Source organism: Bordetella petrii, from assembly GCF_000067205.1.
GTDB classification, from domain to species: domain Bacteria; phylum Pseudomonadota; class Gammaproteobacteria; order Burkholderiales; family Burkholderiaceae_B; genus Bordetella_A; species Bordetella_A petrii.
The window spans coordinates 569,050-587,448 of the sequence record NC_010170.1 but is presented as its reverse complement, the minus strand read 5'-3'; the positions used below and the strand labels follow the sequence as shown (position 1 = coordinate 587,448).

Annotated in this window: 16 protein-coding genes; 4 read left to right on the top strand and 12 right to left on the bottom strand. The window is 69.1% G+C overall.

What is annotated here, in order from left to right:
- Window positions 1-16: 16 nt before the first annotated feature.
- From zapD to BPET_RS02670, 3 genes are all read right to left on the bottom strand, one after another.
- Window positions 17-769 carry a cell division protein ZapD gene (gene zapD, locus BPET_RS02680; RefSeq protein WP_012247557.1) on the bottom strand — a complete coding sequence of 251 codons (753 nt, stop codon included), beginning with the start codon at window positions 767-769 and terminating at the stop codon, window positions 17-19.
- Window positions 770-809: 40 nt separating this feature from the next.
- Entirely contained in the window at window positions 810-1,454 is a 645-nt protein-coding gene (gene coaE / locus BPET_RS02675; protein WP_012247556.1) for a dephospho-CoA kinase, read from the bottom strand.
- Window positions 1,455-1,517: 63 nt separating this feature from the next.
- Window positions 1,518-2,366 carry a prepilin peptidase gene (locus tag BPET_RS02670; protein WP_012247555.1) on the bottom strand — a complete coding sequence of 283 codons (849 nt, stop codon included), beginning with the start codon at window positions 2,364-2,366 and terminating at the stop codon, window positions 1,518-1,520.
- 173 nt (window positions 2,367-2,539) lie between these two features.
- Between BPET_RS02670 and BPET_RS02665 the strand changes: the two genes are divergently transcribed.
- A complete protein-coding gene (locus BPET_RS02665; protein ID WP_012247554.1) occupies window positions 2,540-3,277 on the top strand; it encodes a copper resistance protein NlpE N-terminal domain-containing protein in 738 nt (245 codons plus the stop codon).
- 546 nt (window positions 3,278-3,823) lie between these two features.
- On the top strand, window positions 3,824-5,911 hold the full coding sequence (locus BPET_RS02660; RefSeq protein WP_012247553.1) for a PIG-L family deacetylase: 2,088 nt from the start codon (window positions 3,824-3,826) through the stop codon (window positions 5,909-5,911).
- Between the two features lie 17 nt (window positions 5,912-5,928).
- On the opposite strand, the gene BPET_RS02655 is transcribed toward BPET_RS02660, so the two are convergent.
- The 4 genes from BPET_RS02655 to BPET_RS02640 all read right to left on the bottom strand — a co-directional run bounded on the left by BPET_RS02655 (window position 5,929) and on the right by BPET_RS02640 (window position 8,299).
- The gene (locus tag BPET_RS02655; RefSeq protein ID WP_012247552.1) at window positions 5,929-6,162 is read right to left on the bottom strand and encodes a response regulator transcription factor; all 234 of its coding nucleotides are present in this window, start codon (window positions 6,160-6,162) and stop codon (window positions 5,929-5,931) included.
- A gap of 117 nt (window positions 6,163-6,279) precedes the next feature.
- The gene (gene panC / locus BPET_RS02650; RefSeq protein WP_012247551.1) at window positions 6,280-7,122 is read right to left on the bottom strand and encodes a pantoate--beta-alanine ligase; all 843 of its coding nucleotides are present in this window, start codon (window positions 7,120-7,122) and stop codon (window positions 6,280-6,282) included.
- A gap of 38 nt (window positions 7,123-7,160) precedes the next feature.
- A complete protein-coding gene (locus tag BPET_RS02645; RefSeq protein ID WP_012247550.1) occupies window positions 7,161-8,048 on the bottom strand; it encodes a segregation and condensation protein A in 888 nt (295 codons plus the stop codon).
- A 62-nt stretch (window positions 8,049-8,110) separates the two neighbouring features.
- Window positions 8,111-8,299 carry a DUF3460 family protein gene (locus BPET_RS02640; protein ID WP_041862656.1) on the bottom strand — a complete coding sequence of 63 codons (189 nt, stop codon included), beginning with the start codon at window positions 8,297-8,299 and terminating at the stop codon, window positions 8,111-8,113.
- Window positions 8,300-8,401: 102 nt separating this feature from the next.
- On the opposite strand from BPET_RS02640, the gene BPET_RS02635 reads away from it, so the two are divergent.
- Together BPET_RS02635 and glpK are read left to right on the top strand one after the other, a co-directional pair.
- Entirely contained in the window at window positions 8,402-9,832 is a 1,431-nt protein-coding gene (locus BPET_RS02635) for a DHA2 family efflux MFS transporter permease subunit (RefSeq protein WP_041862655.1), read from the top strand.
- 52 nt (window positions 9,833-9,884) lie between these two features.
- On the top strand, window positions 9,885-11,405 hold the full coding sequence (gene glpK, locus BPET_RS02630) for a glycerol kinase GlpK (RefSeq protein ID WP_012247548.1): 1,521 nt from the start codon (window positions 9,885-9,887) through the stop codon (window positions 11,403-11,405).
- A gap of 1,337 nt (window positions 11,406-12,742) precedes the next feature.
- Here glpK and BPET_RS02625 read toward each other — a convergent pair.
- Genes BPET_RS02625 through BPET_RS02605 form a run of 5 tightly spaced genes read right to left on the bottom strand, consistent with a single transcriptional unit; the run spans window position 12,743 to window position 18,392 of the window.
- A complete protein-coding gene (locus BPET_RS02625; protein WP_231852649.1) occupies window positions 12,743-13,345 on the bottom strand; it encodes a suppressor of fused domain protein in 603 nt (200 codons plus the stop codon).
- Entirely contained in the window at window positions 13,335-14,234 is a 900-nt protein-coding gene (locus BPET_RS27430; protein ID WP_041862654.1) for a PAAR-like domain-containing protein, read from the bottom strand. Before BPET_RS27430 ends, BPET_RS02625 begins: the two co-directional genes overlap by 11 nt.
- A gap of 10 nt (window positions 14,235-14,244) precedes the next feature.
- Window positions 14,245-15,342 (bottom strand): pentapeptide repeat-containing protein, encoded by a 1,098-nt coding sequence (locus BPET_RS02615; RefSeq protein ID WP_012247545.1) that lies wholly within the window; start codon window positions 15,340-15,342, stop codon window positions 14,245-14,247.
- The gene (locus BPET_RS02610; protein WP_012247544.1) at window positions 15,339-17,966 is read right to left on the bottom strand and encodes a DUF2169 family type VI secretion system accessory protein; all 2,628 of its coding nucleotides are present in this window, start codon (window positions 17,964-17,966) and stop codon (window positions 15,339-15,341) included. Before BPET_RS02610 ends, BPET_RS02615 begins: the two co-directional genes overlap by 4 nt.
- Window positions 17,967-17,984: 18 nt before the next feature.
- Window positions 17,985-18,392: a DUF3592 domain-containing protein gene (locus tag BPET_RS02605; protein WP_012247543.1), complete on the bottom strand. Its 408-nt coding sequence runs from the start codon at window positions 18,390-18,392 to the stop codon at window positions 17,985-17,987.
- Window positions 18,393-18,399: the final 7 nt, after the last annotated feature.

Sequence of the window (18,399 nt, the reverse complement as noted above, 5' to 3'; positions counted from 1 at the left end):
CCCTGCCTGGCCGGCATCAGGAACTGCACAGAGACATCTGGAAATCGATGTTGCGCGCCACCTGCTGGGGCTTGGCGTCGCCGTCCTGAGCCGAGAACCGTATCCAGATCATGTATTTGTTAGCGCTGATTTCAGGAAAGACGCCCTGGGCCGGGTCGATCCAGACCCGCAACAGCTGGAACAGCTTGCCCGCCAGCATTTGCTGGTAGCCGCCCTGTTCGGCCACGATTTCGGAACGCCGGCCCGATTCGCGCAACAGGCGCAGCGCCATGGCCACGGCATCGTGCAGCGGGCGCAGCGGCGCCGTCCAGGTTTGCAGGTCGGCGCAGCGTACCGCTTCGGTTCGATGCTGCCACGCATGGTACGAAGGCATGTCGACCTGGGTGGCCCCGCCCGGCACCGCCAGCCGGCCGCGCAGGCTGACCAGCCATTCGTTCTCGCGCAACGGCTGGCCGGCGCGCCCCTGGCCCGCCAGGCCGCTTACCGTGCGTTCCATTTCAGCCAGCATGGATTCGAGGGCGTCTTGCGCCACGCCGGGATGGTCGCGCAATGCCTGCAGCGCCGCGCGCTGGCGTTCGAGGTCTTGCAGGACGGAAGTCTTGATGTCGGTGCGTTCGGTAGCGTCGAGAATATCGAACAAGGTGGCGACCGCAATCTGGTGATGGCGGGCGTCGCCCTCACGTGCGAAATAGAACAATCTGTCGAACAGATACTCCAGCCGGAGATAGGCGCGGACACGCTCGTTGAAGGGATATTCGTAAAGAATCACGCTTTATACAGGCCTGTTTGTGAGCGGCCCGCGGGCCGGGTTATTCAGGGATGCCGGCCGCGCCTGGCGGAAGCCGGCGCGGTGCCGCCGCCAATCGGCACCAGCTGTCGTGCAGAGCCTTTGCCCGCGCGCGCAACTGCTGGGCAGACGTGGCGCCATCGTTGATGATGACGTCATCCGCTGCCGCGAGCCGGGTTGCCCGCGCGGCCTGTGCCGCCATGATACGCCGTATGGCCTGCTCCGTCAGCCCGCTGCGCGCCTGCACGCGGGCCACCTGGGTAGCGGGATCGCAATCGACCACGCAAATGCGATCGACCTGCTCGCGCCAGCGGCCCGATTCAACCAGCAGGGGCACCACGAAGACCAGGTAGTCGCCCTGCGCCGCCTCGGCCGCGCGCCGGGTATGCAGGCCGATGAGGGGATGCAGGATGGCTTCGAGGCGCGCGCGGGCATCGGGCTCGCGGAACACCAGGTCGCGCATCCAGGCCCGGTCGAGCGAGCCGTCGGCGGCCACGGCGGCGTCGCCGAAGGCCTGGCCGATGGCGGGCATGGCCGCGCCGCCGGGGGCGGTGAGGTCGTGCGAAATGGCGTCGGTGTCGACCACCGCCGCGCCCCATTCGGCCAGCATGTCCGCCACGCGCGTCTTGCCGGAGCCAATGCCGCCAGTCAGGCCGATTTTGTACATAGCGGGTATTCCATCAATAACATTGCCTGTGTGGGCGGCTTGAGCATACGCCCCGGCGCCGCGTCAGAACCATGCCGCCCCCCCCGCCGCCAGCAGCATCACCATGCCGGCCAGCGCCAGGTACGGGCCGAACGGCAGAGGCTGGCCGCGCCGCGCGTGGCCCGTCAGGCGCAGGATGCCGGCGCCGGCCACGCCGGCCAGCGAGGCCACCAGCAGCAAGCCGGGCAGCGCAGCCAAGCCGAACCACGCGCCCAGCGCCGCCAGCAGCTTGAAGTCGCCATAGCCCATGCCTTCGCGGCCGGTAAGCAGGCGGAACATGTGGAACAACAGCCACAAGAATACATAGCCGACCACGGCCCCCAGCACGGCCAGCGGCAAGGGCGCCAGGGCGCCGCCCAGATTGACCAGCAGCCCGGCCCAGGCCAGCGGCAGCGTGATGGCGTCGGGCAGCAGGCTGGTCTGCAGGTCGATCCAGGCCAGAGCCAGCAGCGCGGCGCACAGGCCCATGGCGCACAGCGCGATGGGGGTGGGCCCGAAACGCCACGCGCACAGAGCGAACAGCAGTGCCGCGGTCACCTCGACGGCGGGATAACGCCAGCCGATGGCCTCGCCGCAAGCGCCGCAGCGCCCGCGCAGCAGCAGCCAGCCCAGCACCGGCAGCCGGCGCCAGCCGCGCACCGGGGCGGCGCAGGCCGGGCAGTGCCAGCCCGGGCGCCACAACGTGTAGGCGGATGCCGCCGGCTCGGGGCCGGAGGCGGCGGGCCGGAACTCCTGATACTGCTGCAGCCATTCGCGTTCCATCATGCGCGGCAGGCGGTGCGCCGGCACGCTCAGCCAGCTGCCGACCACCAGGCCCAGCAACGCGGCCATGGCAATGGCCCATCCGGGATCGACTGCAAAGGGGTGCCACATGTAGTTCAGACAGGAAAATGCCCGCGCGGGACGGGGCCGGCCGCAATACCGGCGACGTCGCATTATTCCGGCATGCGGCGAATAGTTCAAACCCGGATCGCCGCACAAGCGTATCGGATGTTTGCATAAATGCGTAGAATTCCGGACATATCCAACTCCCGCCACGAGCCACCATGCCCGATCCCGTGCTTTCTCCGGCGCCCCGCCGCAGCTTTCCGACCCTGACCGTGGCCGCGCTGGCGGGCACCGTGTTGCTGGCGGCCGGCTGTGCCCAACAGCGCAGCCAGGGCTACTACAACCCGCCGGCAGCCAGCACGACGACCGACGCGCAATACCAGGGAGAAGGCGCGGGCTACCGGCCGGTGGTGCGCGCGCCCTCGCAACTGCAGATCGAACTGAAAGCGCCGCCTCCGGGCCAGACCCGCGGCCGCACCGACGCCGAAGACGCCGCGGCTGCCAAAGCCACCGAAAGCAGCGCCGACGCCGCCGCCGAAGCGGCCGGCAGCGTCTCGCCCGCGGCCCATGCGCTGGTGCCCCAGCCCCAGACCTACATGGGCACCCTGCCCTGCCTGACCCCTTCGCCGCAATGCGCGGCCCAGCGTGTCACCCTGACGCTGGCGCCCAACGGCCGCTGGCGCAGCCGCATCGCCTACCTGGACAGCGCCGGCAACCTGGGCAAGCCGTCGGCCGAACAGGGCTGCTGGGACGCCACCGCCGAACGCCCGCCGCGCGTGCTGCTGGCCGGCGCCGACGGCACCCAGCGCATCGAACTCATCGTGGCCGCCAACAACGTGCTGCGCGTGAAATCGGTGTTGGGCAAATCCCCCAACCTGAACTACAGCCTGACGCGCCAGCCCGACCTGGACGCCATCGACGAACTGTCCGGCCAGCCCGCCCCCAAATGCCTGTAAAGGCCCGTCAACGCGCTGCGCGCTAACGGACACGGATAGGCATCGCTGTTGACCCGCACGCGGCGCGCCCGCCGCGAAGAAACGGCCCGGTGTCTGACACCCTCCGGGAGTCAGACACCTGATTAAGCGTCAGCGCTTCACCACGCGCAGCGCGTCCCGCGGCCAGTGTCTGACGACCGGTGTCTGACACCCCACGAGCACCACACACCTGATCGGCATTCGCCGTCCGCAGTCCCTTGGCGTGCGGCCGGGCGGGGGCGGCGCGTTGGGCGGCGGGGCAGCCTGCGCAGCAGGCCGAGGGCGCGTGGTTGCGCCCGAGCCCGACGCACGGGCGCCGCCCCCGCCCGGCCGCACGCCACGGGACGGTGCAAGAACGCCTCCCACCACGCAAGCTCCGAACCCCAGGCCACCCCCGATAGCACCCGCGCGAGCGACCCGCTATACTCGCCGCGCACCGTATAACAACGACGTTACGCCACCAGGATACCCGGGCTGACGCAGCTCACCGCCAGGCTCCGTATCGGGTTGTCGTCCGCCTGACGATCCATGCGCTTCGTTCCGGCCCGCTGCCTGCGCGCCATCCGTTTCCTGTTGCCCGGCCTGGCCTGGTTTGCCTGCGCCGGCGCGGCCGCTGCCGCACCCGCCCTGCCGGTCGCCGCCGCCGCGCCCCCCACCCTCGCCGAATGCCGCGGCATCAAAGACCTGGCCTTCGTCGCCCACCTGGATGACGACCTGCTGTTCATGAACCCCGACATCGCCTCGAACATCGAGGCCGGGGGCTGCGTGCAGGTGGTGTACCTGACCGCCAGCGACGCCGGCGAAGGCGAACCCTACATGCTGGGCCGCGAACGCGGCGTGCGCGCGGCCTATGCCTACATGGCCAAGCAGCCCGACTTGTGGAAAGCAGACACCGTGCAGGTCGGCGCCTACCACGTCGCCCGCTTCACGCTGCAGGGCAACCCGCATGTCCAGCTATGGCACATGCGCCTGAAAGACCCCTGGCTGGGCAAAGGCTGGGGCAGCCTGACCCCGCTGAGCCAGGCCGAATCCGTGCCGGGCATGACCGCCGACACGCTGGGCCCGTACCACGAGACATACCGCCGCGCCGACCTGGTGCACACGCTGGCCGCCATCATCGGCGGCTACGGCCCCACCACCGTGCGGCACCTCGACGACACGATCAGCGTGCCGTACACAAAATTGTGCTGGCGCTGCGCCGGCCACGGACACCCCGACCACATCGCCAGCGCGCGCCTGGTGCGCGAAGCCATTGCCCAGACGCCGGGCAATTATGCCGAAACCGGCTACATCGACTACCCCAGCCAGGAACGCGAGGCCAACCTGGCCGACGCCGAAATCGCCAGCAAATCGGAAATTTTCCGGCAGTACGCCTGGAACGACTACCACTATTGCTCGGGGCCTGCCGGATGCAAGGAACCCGCCGGCCCGGCCGCGGCCTGGGTGCGCCGCTCGTACTACGTATCGCGCCACGACGTGGCGCCCGAGCTCTTTGCCGACCCGCAAGGCGGGCTGATGGTGTTCGCCGCCGGCGAAGCCAACGATGCCGTCAATATGTGGGACACCCGCAGCGGGCGCTGGAACACGCTGGGCGGGCGCACCGCCGGGCCGCTGGTGTCGTTCGCCTACCCGGATTCATCCGTGGGGATACTGGCGCGCGATACGCTGGGCGGCCTGTGGATCAACAAGCAGAATCTGGACGGCACCTGGAAGGGCTGGCAGGCCCTGGCCGGCGTGCGGGCGGCCCGGCCGCCGGCGGTGGCGCCGCGCGGCGACGCGGCCGCCGTGGTCATGGGCAACGACGGCCTGTATCACTGGACCGCGCTGCGCGGCCTGGACAGCGGCTGGACGCCCTGGCAGGCGCTGCCTCAATTGCCCCGCGCGGTAGGCAACGCGGCCATAGCCAAAGACGCCGACAGCCGCTACTGGGCGTTCGCCATCGACCGCGACGGCTGGCTGTACGTCACCCGCCAGCGCGGCTCGCAGGACGAGGCCGCCTGGGCCCCGTGGCAGCGCGTGCCGGCCCCTCGCTGCGGCGGCGGGCTGGCGGCCATACGCAACGCGCAAGGCCTGATCGAACTGTATCTGCGCGACCACGCCACCCGGCATTTGCTGCGCATTGTGCAGGACGCCGCCCCGGCGCCGGCCGATACCGCCACGCAAGTGTTGCGCTGGAGTCCGGCCGTGGACCTGGGCGTCGAATACGTGGGGCGGCCCGCCGTCGGCGCCGACCAGGATGGCGAGGTGGCAGTGGCGGTGCTGGAACGCCAGGGAGGTCCGCTGTGGCTGGTGGAAGACGGGCGGCCGACCCGGCTTGAGGCGCACGCAGCCTCGCTGCCCGCCATGCGCTTCCTGCAAGGCACGCTGTATGTCGTGGCGCGCAGCGCCGGCCAGTTGCAGACGTACCAGGTGCTGGCGCGCCGCGATGGCGTATGGGCGGCCGAAGCGGCGCTGGGCGGCCTGCCGATGGCGGGCGGCGGGCCCTTCGGCCCGCGCATCCCGACCGCGGGCGCGCTGACCGCTACGGCAACCGGGCCGGTGACCGCCGCGACGGCAACCCTCACCCCGGCGGCGGCCGGCACCGGCATCACTGCCGCGGACGGCCCGGCACGCTAGCACGCATTACCCGCGGACTAGGATCTTGAACGGCCGCCATGGCGGCACAGGGTGCAGGCGAGTTCAAGCGTGTTGCGCACGCCCAGCTTGCGGAAGATGCGCGCGCGGTGGGCTTCGGCGGTGCGCAGCGAAATGCCGAGCTCGATGGCCACCACCTTGTTGGGCTTGCCCGCGGCCAGGTACGACACAACCTGCCGCTCGCGCGGAGTGAGCCGGCCCACGACACTGCCGGACGACAGGGAATCCTGCATGAGGGGGTCTCCTGCATTGTCGAGTTGCAGGGCAGTCTGACAGGGCCACCGGGGCCGATGTAGCTGTCAAAGCTGACAGGACATGATTTCGCGCGGGGCTGGCGCCGCGCCGCCCCGCTACAGTTCGAGGTTGTCGATAAGGCGCGTGGCGCCCAGCTTGGCGGCCGCCAGGGCCACCAGCGGTTCGCCGGCGGACAGGTCTTGCGGCTGGGGAGTCTGCAGGTCGCGCTGGCGGCGCACCGCCAGGTAATCCACCTGCCAGCCGCGCGCGGCCAAAGCCTGCGCGGCTTCGCGCTCGATGGCCGGCAGGTCGCGCGCGCCCGCGGCCACTTGCTGGCGCAGCGATTGCAGCGCCTGATACAGCGCCGGCGCTTCGGCCCGCTCGGCCGGCGACAAATAGCGGTTGCGCGACGACAGGGCCAGGCCATCGTCGGCGCGCACGGTCTCGTGCGCGACGATGTCTACCGGCAGCTGGAACTGGCGGCACATGTTGCGCACGATCATCAGCTGTTGATAGTCTTTTTTGCCGAACACCGCCACGCGCGGCTGTACGCACGAAAGCAGTTTCAGCACCACCGTGCTGACCCCGCCGAAAAACCCCGGCCGGAACTCGCCTTCCAGGATGTCGCCAAGGTCGTCAGGGGGCTGCACGCGATAATTCTGCGGCTCGGGGTACATCTCGCGCTCGTCGGGGGCGAACAGCACGTAGACGTCGCGCGCTTTCTCGAGTTTTTCTATGTCGTCGCGCAGGGTTCGCGGATAGCGGTCGAAATCTTCGTTGGGGCCGAACTGCAGGCGGTTGACGAAAATGCTGGCCACCACCGGATCGCCATGCTGGCGCGCCAGCTTCATCAGGGCCAGGTGGCCTTCGTGCAGGTTGCCCATGGTAGGCACGAACGACACGCGGTTCTGGCCGCGCAGGTGATCGCGCAATTCCTGGATGGTGTGGACGACTTTCAAGGGGGGTCTCCGGGAACGATCGGCGGCCGCCGGGCCGCTCAGGCGGCGGCGGCTACGCTGGTATAGGCCAGGCGCACATAGATGGGCGCGTAGGGCTCGGCCTGGGTGATGTCCAGCAGCGACTCGCGCGCCAATTCGAGCATGGCGATGAAATGCACTACCACCACCGCCACCGGCGCGCCCTCGCGGATGCGCTCCATGAAGAGTTCGCCGAATTCCATGAAGCGCACGTCGTTCAGGCGCCGCAGGATGTGCGTCATGTGGTCGCGCACGGAAAGCTGTTCGCGCGTGATGTGGTGATGCTGGTTCAGCTTGGCGCGCTTGATAATATCGGCCCACGCGGCGCGCAGGTCGTCGACGCTGACGTCGGGCAGCATGCGCTCGGTGGTGATGTCGGCCACCGCCTGGGCGCTCTTGAAGTCGCGGCCCAGCTGCGGCAGGGCATCGAGCTTCTGCGCCGCCAGTTTCATCTGCTCGTATTCGAGCAGGCGCCGCACCAGTTCGGCGCGCGGGTCTTCGGGCTCTTCGCCGGTGTCGGTTTTCTTGACCGGCAGCAGCATGCGCGACTTGATCTCGATAAGCATGGCCGCCATCAGCAGGTATTCGGCCGCCAGTTCGAGGTTGTGCAGGCGGATCTGCTCGACGTACGACAGGTACTGCCGCGTGACATCCGCCATCGGAATGTCGAGCACGTTGAAATTCTGCTTGCGGATCAGGTACAGCAGCAGGTCGAGCGGCCCCTCGAAGGTTTCCAGGAAGACTTCCAGCGCGTCCGGCGGAATGTACAGGTCGGTGGGCAGCTGAAACAGCGGCTCGCCGTACAGGCGCGCGAACGCCACGCTGTCGACGACGTCGGGCGTGCTGTCGACCGGCGGCTCGACCAGGGCGGCCAGGGCTTCGCCGGAAACGGGGGAATTCGAGGTCATGGGCGCCGTGTGCGTATCAGGTTGCCGTCACGCTGCTCGCAGCGCTTCCGGGTGGGTTTCACCTACTCGGCCTGATATACATACGGCTTTTGCGGTACGCGAGCCGCGCGAAAGCCTTCGAGCAGCTCGGTATTCTGGGGTTTGTCCCACAACCGGGCGCGGCCTTCGCGCTGGCGCTGCTCGACGTCGGGATGCGACGCCTTGTAGGCCTTCAGGAAGCGGGTGATTTCGGATTCGTAATTGCTTGCCATGGCACCAACGTGATTTGCACAAGTTGCGGATCACCCGAGTTTACTTCAGCCCCGGGCAGCCGTCGGCGTTACAATCGAGGGGCTCCCCTGTCCCCTGCCGACATGCCTGCCGACACCGCCAGCTCTCCCTCACCTTCCTCTCCGCCCCAGGACGCCGCCCGCGCGGCCCGGATGATTCCCTTCATCGTCGGGTGCGCGCTCTTCATGCAAATGCTCGACTCCACCGTGGTCGCCACGGCCCTGCCCGTCATGGCGCAGGCCCTGGGCTCGACCGCGGTGCGGCTGAACGTGGCCATTACGTCGTACCTGCTGGCCGTGGCGGTATTCGTACCGGTCAGCGGCTGGGCGGCCGACCGCTACGGCGCGCGGCGCGTCTTCATGGCGGCCATCGCCCTCTTCACGCTCAGTTCGGTGGCCTGCGCCCTGTCACAGAACCTGACCCAGCTGGTGCTGGCCCGCATCGTCCAGGGCATTGCCGGCGCCATGATGGTGCCGGTGGGCCGCATCATCCTGCTGCGCGTGGTGCCCAAGCAAGACCTGCTCAAGGCCATGTCGTTCCTGTCCATCCCGGCGCTGCTGGGCCCGGTGATCGGCCCGCCCCTGGGCGGCTTCATGGTCACGTACATGTCGTGGCACTGGATCTTCCTGATCAATATCCCTATCGGTATCCTGGGTATTGCCCTGGTGCGCCGCTACGTGCCCGAGATCCGCGAGGCCTCGACGCCGCGGCTCGACTGGCTGGGCTTCCTGCTCAGCGCCATTTGCCTGGCCACCCTGGTGAGCGCGTTCGAGGCGCTGGGACACAGCCTGATTCCGCCGCTGGCGGTGGCAAGCCTGGCCGCCACGGGCCTGCTGTGCGGTGCGCTTTACGTGCTGCACGCCAGGCGCGCCGCCCACCCCATCATCGACCTGACCCTGCTGCGCGAGCCCACGTTCGCCATCTCGGTGCTGGGCGGCAACCTGTGCCGCTTCGCGGTGGGCGCCATGCCGTTCCTGCTGGCCGTGCAGTTGCAAGTGGGCTTCGGCCTGACGCCGTTTTCGGCCGGGCTCATCACCTTCGCCAGCGCCGCCGGCGCGCTGCTGATGAAATTCGTGGCCACGCCGATCGTGCAGCGCTTTGGCTTCCGGCGCGTGCTGACCGTCAATGCCGTGCTCACGGGGCTGTTCATCGTGGCCTGTGCCGCCTTCACGGCCACCACGCCGGTATGGCTGCTGATCGGCATCCTGCTGGCCGGCGGCTTCTTCCGTTCGCTGCAGTTCACCGGCGTAAATACGCTAACCTATGCCGACATCCCGCCCGAACGCATGAGCAGCGCCAGCAGCTTCGCGGCCATGGCCCAGCAGCTGGGCATCAGCCTCGGGGTGGGGGTGGCCGCGGTCACGCTGAACCTCAGCATGGCCGTGCGCGGCGCCGACCACGTCGCTATCGGCGACACGGTCGTGGCGTTCCTGGTCATCGGCGGTTTGTGCGCGGCCTCGCTGCTGTCGTTCCGCAGGCTGTCGCCCTCCGCCGGGGCCCAGTTGCAAGGGTAGAGCCACGCGCAGGCGGGGCTCTTTTCGGCATCAACGGCTAAACAGGTTCTACGTGACGAAATCGTTCATCCTGGCCCTGGATCAAGGCACCACCAGTTCGCGCGCCATCGTGTTCGACCGCCAGGGCCAGGCGCGCGGCGTGGGCCAACGCGAATTCCGCCAATACTATCCGCAGCCCGGCTGGGTCGAGCACGATGCCGGCGAAATCTGGCAAAGCCAGCTCGACGTGGCCCGCGAGGCGCTGCGCAATGCGGGCGCCAGCGCGGCCGACGTGGCCGCCATCGGCATCACCAACCAGCGCGAAACCACGCTGATCTGGGACCGCGCCAGCGGCCGCCCGCTGGCCCGCGCGCTGGTCTGGCAAGACCGGCGCACCGCCCCCTTGTGCGACAAGCTGCGCGAGCAGGGCCACGACCGCCTGCTGCAGGCGCGTACCGGGCTGGTGCTGGACGCCTATTTTTCGGGCACCAAGCTGGCCTGGCTGCTCGACAATGTGCCGGGCGCGCGGCAAGCCGCGCAGCGCGGCGAGCTGGCCTTCGGCACGGTCGACACCTGGCTGGTGTGGCAGCTGACGGGCGGGCAGGTGCACAGCACCGACCCCAGCAATGCCTCGCGCACGCTGCTGTACGACATCCACACGCAAGACTGGAACGACGAAATCCTGGCCCTGCTGGACATCCCGCGCAGCGTGCTGCCGTCGGTGGCCCCCAGCAGCGCCGAAGTGGGCCGCGCCTTGCCCGAGTGGTTCGGCGGCCCGATCCCCATCGCGGGCATCGCGGGCGACCAGCAGGCCGCCACGTTCGGGCAGGCGTGCTTTAAGCCCGGCATGGCCAAGAACACCTACGGCACTGGCTGCTTCATGCTGATGAACGTGGGCGACGCTCCGGTGGCGTCGCGCAACAACCTGCTGTCCACCATCGGCTGGGGGCTGCCGGGCCAGGGCGCCGGCCCGGCGGGGCGGCCCACGTATATGCTGGAAGGCGGCGTCTTCATGGCCGGCGCGGCGGTGCAGTGGCTGCGCGACGGGCTGGGCATCATCCAGCGCTCCGACCAGGTCGAGGCGCTGGCCGCCAGCGTGCCCGACACGGACGACGTGTTCCTGGTGCCGGCTTTTGCCGGCCTGGGCGCGCCCGACTGGGACCCGTACGCGCGCGGCACGCTGGTGGGGCTGACGCGCGGCACGACGCGCGCCCATGTGGCGCGCGCCACGCTGGAAGCCATTGCGCTGCAAAGCGCGGAACTGCTGACGTGCATGAATGCCGACAGCGGCATCGGGCTGTCCGAGCTGCGCGTCGATGGCGGCGCGGCGCGCAATGACCTGTTGATGCAGATGCAGACCGACTTGCTGGGCGTGCCAGTGGTGCGGCCGCGCGTGTCGGAATCGACGGCGCGCGGCGCGGCGGGGCTGGCGGGGTTGGCGGTGGGGTTCTGGTCGGGCATGGAGGAGTTTGCGGGCCAATGGGAAGCAGAGCGCCGCTTCGAGCCGCGCTGGAATGCCGACCAGCGCGCCGCGCGCCTGGCCCGCTGGCGGCAGGCCGTGGAACACGCCAAGGGTTGGGCTCGGCCGGCGTAGCACTGACGCCATGGGGGATGGGTTTTTGTGGCGTCTTGCGGTTTGGGGTGGTGCTGGTTCTTGTGACGTCTTGCGGTTTGGGGTGGTGCTGGTTCTTGTGACGTCTTGCGGTTTGGGGTGGTGCTGGTTCTTGTGACGTCTTGCGGTTTGGGGCGGTGCTGGTTCTTGTGACGTCTTGCGGTTTGGGGCGGTGCTGGTTCTTGTGACGTCTTGCGGTTTGGGGCGGTGCTGGTTCTTGTGACGTCTTGCGGTTTGGGGTGGTGCTGGTTCTTGTGACGTCTTGCGGTTTGGGGTGGTGCTGGTTCTTGTGACGTCTTGCGGTTTGGGGTGGTGCTGGTTCTTGTGACGTCTTGCGGTTTGGGGTGGTGCTGGTTCTTGTGACGTCTTGCGGTTTGGGGCGGTGCTGGTTCTTGTGACGTCTTGCGGTTTGGGGCGGTGCTGGTTCTTGTGACGTCTTGCGGTTTGGGGTGGTGCTGGTTCTTGTGACGTCTTGCGGTTTGGGGTGGTGCTGGTTCTTGTGACGTCTTGCGGTTTGGGGCGGTGCTGGTTCTTGTGACGTCTTGCGGTTTGGGGCGGTGCTGGTTCTTGTGACGTCTTGCGGTTTGGGGCGGTGCTGGTTCTTGTGACGTCTTGTGGTGTGCGGTGGGGTGCGGGCGGCGCCGTGCGTCGGGCTCGGGCGCAACCAGGCGCCCTCGGCCTGCTACGCAGGCTGCCCCGCCGCCCAACGCGCCGCCCGCACCCCACCGCACACCACAAGACTCGGATATCTCAGTGCCTATTCCAGGGGTCAGGCTCCGCAGGTGCCTGATCCCCATGTGCCCCAGGTGTCAGGCTCCGGCACGGTGCCTGACACCGAGGTGGGCCAACCGCTGCCTCAACAGATCGGAATCAAGCACCTGCGGAGCCTGACTCCTGGCAGACCGGGGCAACGCCCAGGCCGTCTTTTCTCCTCAGGTGTCAGGCTCCGGCACGGTGCCTGACACCGAGGTGGGCCAACCGCTGCCTCAACAGACCGGAATCAGGCACCTGCGGAGCCTGATCCCTGGCAGACCGGGCCAACGCCCGGGCCGTCTTTTCTCCTCAGGTGTCAGGCTCCGGCACGGTGCCTGACACCGAGGTGGGCCAACCGCTGCCTCAACAGACCGGAATCAGGCACCTGCGGAGCCTGACTCCTGGCAGACCGGGCCAACGCCCGGGCCGTCTTTTCTCCTCAGGTGTCAGGCTCCGGCACGGTGCCTGACACCGAGGTGGGCCAACCGCTGCCTCAACAGATCGGGATCAGGCACCTGCGGAGCCTGATCCCTGGCAGACCGGGGCAACGCCCAGGCCGTCTTTTCTCACACGATCGAATCGCGTTCCAGGTCGTACAGGTCGGGGTCGTGTTCCAGCAGCAGGTCTTCGAAGGCGTCGGCGCCGTGAGTTTTCAGGTAGGCCAGTTCGGCGTCGCTGATGGGAAAAGCCTGCAGCCAGTTGATGATCTGGCCGCCGAGTTCCAGGCGGCGGAATTCGCCGTCTTGCCATGAGAACGGCACGCACAGGTACAGGTGCGGCACGGTGGCGTCGGGATAGTATTCGCCCACGCAATCCGGCAACGCGCTGCCCGGCAGGGCGGCATGACCGTCGCGCATCAGCCCGAATGCGGCCGTGCTGAGGATATTGCCCCAAAACTCCTGTTCTTGCGGCGCCTCGGCGCAGAGCTCGATGCGCATCGGTAGCGGCTTGCCGTCGCCGTGGCGCAGCTCGGTTTCGAACAGGCCGACGGTGGAATACGAAACCAGGCCGTCGTCGGGGCTGTCGTCCACCACGAGGATGTCGATCGACAGGTCGATCTCGTCGTGACGGTAGGCGTGCACCACCGGCGTGCCTTCGAACACCGCCAGCGCGTGGCGCGCCACGGCCTTGCGCTGGGGCGAAACGGGGTTGGATGCATCAGAAGCCAAAGTAATCGTCCGTTTTCAGTTCGCCCTGGTGGCTGCGGTTGGATCGGGGCAGCTCGGGCCGGTAGTGGGATGGATCATTGTATTCATCGAGGAACTGCTTGCGATCGATATCGCGCTCGGCCGCGCTCTTGACGTGCTTGTGGTGCTCGTAGCCGGGCTTATGCCCCATGTCCCAGGGCTCGTCTTTTCTCATCGTCTTCTTGGTGACGGGGTCGCGCACCTGGCCGTCCTTGCCTTTCGCGGTGTCCCAGGCCTTGTCGCGCACGCCTTTGCGGAACTTGCCGCGCTTGTAGCGCGGATCGCCCTTCTGCGCGCCCGTTTTGGCGGGTTTTCCTGCCTGGGCCGCCGGGCGCGGCGAGCCTGGTGTGCCGCTGCCGGACGCGGGACCGGCCTTGCCGGGCTTGCCCGATTTGGCCGACCGCGTGGCCAGCCGGCCGGTGCGCAGGCCGCGGCCCGGCGCGCCGCCGCCTGCGGCCTTCGCGCCACGGCCCGCGCCGCCGCCACCGCCCAGCAGCACCACCTTCAACTGGCTGGGCAGCGCGCGCATACCCATGGTGTTGATGGTGTTCTGCACGGTCAGGCAGGTCAGCCGCGTGGCGGGAATGCAGCCGAACAGCACGTTGGGCACGCAGGTGACCCGGCGCGCCTGCGACATGACGGTCTGCGATATCAGCCCCAACGCCACGCCGGCGTTGTCGCCGTTGGTCATGGGAATCGTGGTCAGCAGATTGTGCGCCGGCATCATCATCAACAGCGTGTTCCACACGTTGGGAATCGCCATCGGCCCAATCGCGAAATTGGGATACGGAATGGGCAGCAATGCCGGCGGCGTCTTGCAGATGTCGGGAAAGGCAAGGTCCATTCCCATGAGCTGGCAATCGGCGAACACTCGGTCTCCTTTATCGCGTCGGGGCCGGTCGGCCCTTGCGCGCGGCAACATCGGCGCCGCGCCGCGCCGACCACAACTCGGCTTCGTACAACGCGGGATCGTTGTCCAGGACGCCGTCGCGCGAGCTCCAGCGCGCGCCATCGGCCAGGGCGCGATGCAGCTGGGTGCGCAGCAGTTGCGCATGCCGCAAGTCGGCGTCGCGCAAATCGGCATACGAAAAATCGGTGTACACAAGGCGCGCGCCGTCAAAGCGCGTGGCGACGCAACGGGCGCGGTGCAGTACGGCCTGGGTCAGGTTCGCGCCGCTCAGCACGGCGCCGTCCAGGCACGCGTCGGGCCACGCGCTTTGCTCGAATGACGCGCCGGCGGCATCGGCCTGGGTCAGGTCGGCCTGCACGAACAGGGCCCGGTCGGCGTGCGCGCCGTTCAGGCGCGCGCGGCGCAGCGATGCCCCCTTGAAATTGGCTTGCACCAGTTTTGCGCGCCGCAGGTCGCAGCCATCCATGCGCGCGTCGATGAACTGGCAGCCGTCCAGGGCCTGGCCAGCCAGCGCCAGGCCGCTCAGGTCGCTTTCAATGAAGACGGTCTTGTCCAGCGCCGCGCCCGCCAGGTCGGTGTGGCGCAGGTCGGCGCGCACGAAGGTCACCTTTGCCATGCGGGCCTTCGCGAAGCTGGCCTCGTCCAGCGCGCACTCGGCATAAGACCCTTCGTGCAGCGTCACGTCTACCAGGCGCGCGCCACTCAACGCCGTCTGCGTGAAGTGGCAAGACTTCAGCGTGTTGCCGCGGAAATCGATACGCGGCGCCCGGCATTCGACGAATGCGGTGTCGGCGCAGGCGGCCTCGCGGAAATCCGCCTGCGCCAGGTCGCAGCGGAAAAACGCGCACTCGCTGACGTCGGCGCCGCGCCAGTCGGTCCGCTCCATGCGGCATTCGCTGAAGCAGCTGTCGCGCAAATCGGCGCCTGCCAGGCTCGCGCCGGTCAGGTCGCAGCGGTGCATGACGGCGCCTGCCAGATCCAGGCCGTCGAGCGCGATGCCGCGCAGGTTCAGGTCGCTCAGCGCCTCGCCGCCCTTGATGCGCTCGCGCAGCATGGCGGGGGTCATCATGCCGACGGCCTCGTGGCCGGCCGGGTATTGGCCAGGTGCACGTAGGCCCCGCGCGTGTCGGTGCTGCGATCCAGCAGCGCCTGCGCCAGGTCGGCGCGGAACAGGTTGGCGCCGCGCAGGTCGGCCTGCGTCAAGTCGGCCTTGTGCAGCAGGGCATTCTTCAGGTCGGCGTCGGCCAGGTCGGCGCCCGCCAGACTGGCACGAATGAACAGCGATTCATCGGCGCGCGCGCCGGCCAGGACGGCGTCCCGCAGATCGGCGCCCGACAGGTCGCAGCGCTGCAACTGCGCGCCGGTGAAATCGGCGCCGGCCAGGCCAATATTGCGCAGACTGGACTCGTGCAGTGTCGCTTCGGTGAACACGGCCTCGTCCAGATCGGTCAGCACCACGCAGCAGGTGGTCAGGCGCGCGCGGGTCCAGTCGACGGGCGTGTCGCACTCCACCTGCACCCACGAGCAGCGCAGCAGCTCCGCGCCTTCGTAGGCCACGCCATCCAGCACGCAGTCCACCCAGCTGACCCGCGCCATGCGGACCTGAGTAAAGGCCAGGTCGGTCAACCGGGCCTGCTGCCAGAACGTCACGGTGTCGAACACCGCGCCGTCGAAATGGCAGCCGGCCAGCTCGACGCCCGGCAGGTGGCAATCTTGCATCGTCAGCCCCGACAAGTCGCAGCGCTGCAGCCGGATGCCGGCCAGTTCGCAATGGGCGATGTGGGCCCCCGACAGATTCGTATCCGTAAGCGTCGCGCTGCCCAGGTTGGCGTGCCGCAACGTCACATCGCGCCATGAGCCTGCCTCGGCCCGCGCGCGCGCCAGCACCGCGCGCGTCAGGTCGGCCCCGTCCAGGCGCGCGCCCGACAGGTCGGCGCATTCGAGCCAGGTGCCCACGCAGCGCGCGCCGCTCAAGTCCAGCCCCGACAGGTCGGCGCCGGTCAGGTCCAGGCCCGACAGGTCGCGGCTGCCCGCCAGCAGCGCCTGCACCCGGCGCCGCAACCGCGCGGCGCGGGCCGGCCTGGCCGCTTCGGCGGCAGGCTGCAGGTGCGCGCCACGCAAGTACATCTCGCGCAACTGGCCATCGGCGCGCGCCATCATGGCGCGCATGGAAGCGCCGTCCAGCGCCGCATCGCCCTGCCCCAGCGGTTGCCCGGCGGCCAGCTCCTGCAAGGTGGCAAGGCCGGAGTGCCCATACAGCGTGGGCGGTCCGCCCGGACCCGCGCCGGCCTGCGCGCCGTCCAGCAACAAGGCAGGCGTCATGCCGGGCGGCATGTTGCCAGCCTCGGCCTGCAGTTGCCGGGCCAGTTCGCGGCGCGCATGCAGCATGTCGATGCGCGCCTCTTCGGCGGCGTGGCGCGCTTGCCTGGCCAGCCCGGGCAGCTCGCGCAGCGACGGCGTGGCGAATGCGGGCGGCTCGGGCACGTCGAAGGCAGATGCATCCAGCCCGGCGGCCCGCGCCTCGTCGCGCATGCGCTGCCGCATCGACGCCGCGCGCGCCCGCTGGTTCCGGTTCAGCGGGCTGCTCATGGGGTTCCAGCTGTCGAGCGACTCCCAGGGGCCCAGCGATGCCTCGGGCAGCAGTTCGTCGTCCAGCAGCACATGCAAGGGTCCGTAGTCGGGGTCCAGCCGCCGGGCCAGCACCGCTTCATAGTGCGATGGCGGCCGCATGGCATCGGGCGGGTCCAGGGCCGGCATCAGCAGGTCTATATCGGCGCCATCGTCTTCGGCGATGTCGGTGGCGCCCTGGTAGATCAGCACCACCCGGTCGCGGTCCGGAAACAGCCAGGCGGTGGTCAGGCCCAGGTCCAGCGCCCGCAGCGCCTGGCTTTCGGCGTGCCTCAGGAAACAGCGCGCGCGCCAGTCGGGCACCACGCCCGCCAGGCGGGCATGCGTCGGGTGCATGTTCCAGATTTCGTAATCGACACCCGGCGCGAACTCGGGCTGGCCCGGCCACCATTGGTCGGGCGGCGCGGCATTGAAGAAATGCGGGTCCAGCGTGTCCAGGAAGCCTCGGGCGCCGTTGTCGAGCCAGCTGTCGTGATACGCGCCGGCGCGGCGGAAGCGGCGCGGCCACATGGGCGACACCGGCCCGAACCCGGCCGGCTCGGGTTGCTGGTCGGGCCGGGTCATGCGGCCGTCGAGCGGCTCGATGTTGGGCAGGCGGCGGGTGCGCACGCCGTTGACGATTTCTTCGTCGGCGCCGCGCCCGCGCGGGTTGTCGGGATACGACGGCCCTCCGTACGCGTGGCGCCAGTCCAGCGGCATGGCGTCGAACGGCAGAGGCTCGGTGGCGCGCCGGTCCAGCCAATAGCGGTCGCCCATCACCATCAGGCTTTTCCGCAGGCTGCCCACGCGCACCCGCGCCACGCATGCGTTGCGCTGCGGCTGGTGCGCGGTGTAGGCGCTGCCGCTGACCAGGAACTCGGCGCAGGGCTTGGGCACGCCCAGGTCCAGCACGCCGTCCTCGCCCAGCATCTCGCCAACCAGGGCCCACAGATCCGCCTCGGGCTGCAGCAGCGCCGTGTCGCCCAGGCTGGCCAGCGCCAGCACGCTGACACCCAGCCGGGCGCGGCCGCGCATGACATAGGGGCGGCTCATCACTCCCAGGCGCAGGGGTTTGACGATCTTCATATCGGTCGGCGCCCCGGGCTACTTGCCGCGCCAGGCGGCGGGAATCTCGGTGGGCGTCAGCAGCCGGTCGACCGCGACGCGGGCAGGCTGGCTGCGGTCGTAGCGCACGTGCACGGTCTGCCCGGGCATGAAGCCGGCCAGCAGCTCGCGGTCGATGTGCAGGCGCAGGTCGGCCTGCTGCTCACGGCCCTCGAAATCGGCGAAACGCAGGCTCAACTTCACCGGCAGGGCGAACGGCCGGCCGCCCGGCTGGCGGCTCAGCGCCAGCACCGTGGCCACGGCAGGCTGGCCGGCGGCCGCCAACTGGGCTGCCAGCTCGCGCTCCTGGTCGAAGAGCCGGGCGTTTTCGCGCACCACCATCGCCACGAAGCCGATGAACACCGCGGTGGCGATCGTCCCGGCTGCCCACCACGCCATGTTGCTCATTGCGCCT

Bases quoted from the DNA above. Each gene is read 5' to 3' on its own strand.
- BPET_RS02615 (WP_012247545.1), bottom strand. From the start codon at position 15,342: ATGATGACCCCCGCCATGCTGCGCGAGCGCATCAAGGGCGGCGAGGCG.
- BPET_RS02605 (WP_012247543.1), bottom strand. From the start codon at position 18,392: ATGAGCAACATGGCGTGGTGGGCAGCCGGGACGATCGCCACCGCGGTG.
- BPET_RS02670 (WP_012247555.1), bottom strand. From the start codon at position 2,366: ATGTGGCACCCCTTTGCAGTCGATCCCGGATGGGCCATTGCCATGGCC.
- BPET_RS02645 (WP_012247550.1), bottom strand. From the start codon at position 8,048: ATGACCTCGAATTCCCCCGTTTCCGGCGAAGCCCTGGCCGCCCTGGTC.
- BPET_RS02635 (WP_041862655.1), top strand. From the start codon at position 8,402: ATGCCTGCCGACACCGCCAGCTCTCCCTCACCTTCCTCTCCGCCCCAG.
- BPET_RS02655 (WP_012247552.1), bottom strand. From the start codon at position 6,162: ATGCAGGATTCCCTGTCGTCCGGCAGTGTCGTGGGCCGGCTCACTCCG.
- BPET_RS02640 (WP_041862656.1), bottom strand. From the start codon at position 8,299: ATGGCAAGCAATTACGAATCCGAAATCACCCGCTTCCTGAAGGCCTAC.
- coaE (WP_012247556.1), bottom strand. From the start codon at position 1,454: ATGTACAAAATCGGCCTGACTGGCGGCATTGGCTCCGGCAAGACGCGC.
- BPET_RS02660 (WP_012247553.1), top strand. From the start codon at position 3,824: ATGCGCTTCGTTCCGGCCCGCTGCCTGCGCGCCATCCGTTTCCTGTTG.
- BPET_RS02610 (WP_012247544.1), bottom strand. From the start codon at position 17,966: ATGAAGATCGTCAAACCCCTGCGCCTGGGAGTGATGAGCCGCCCCTAT.
- BPET_RS02665 (WP_012247554.1), top strand. From the start codon at position 2,540: ATGCCCGATCCCGTGCTTTCTCCGGCGCCCCGCCGCAGCTTTCCGACC.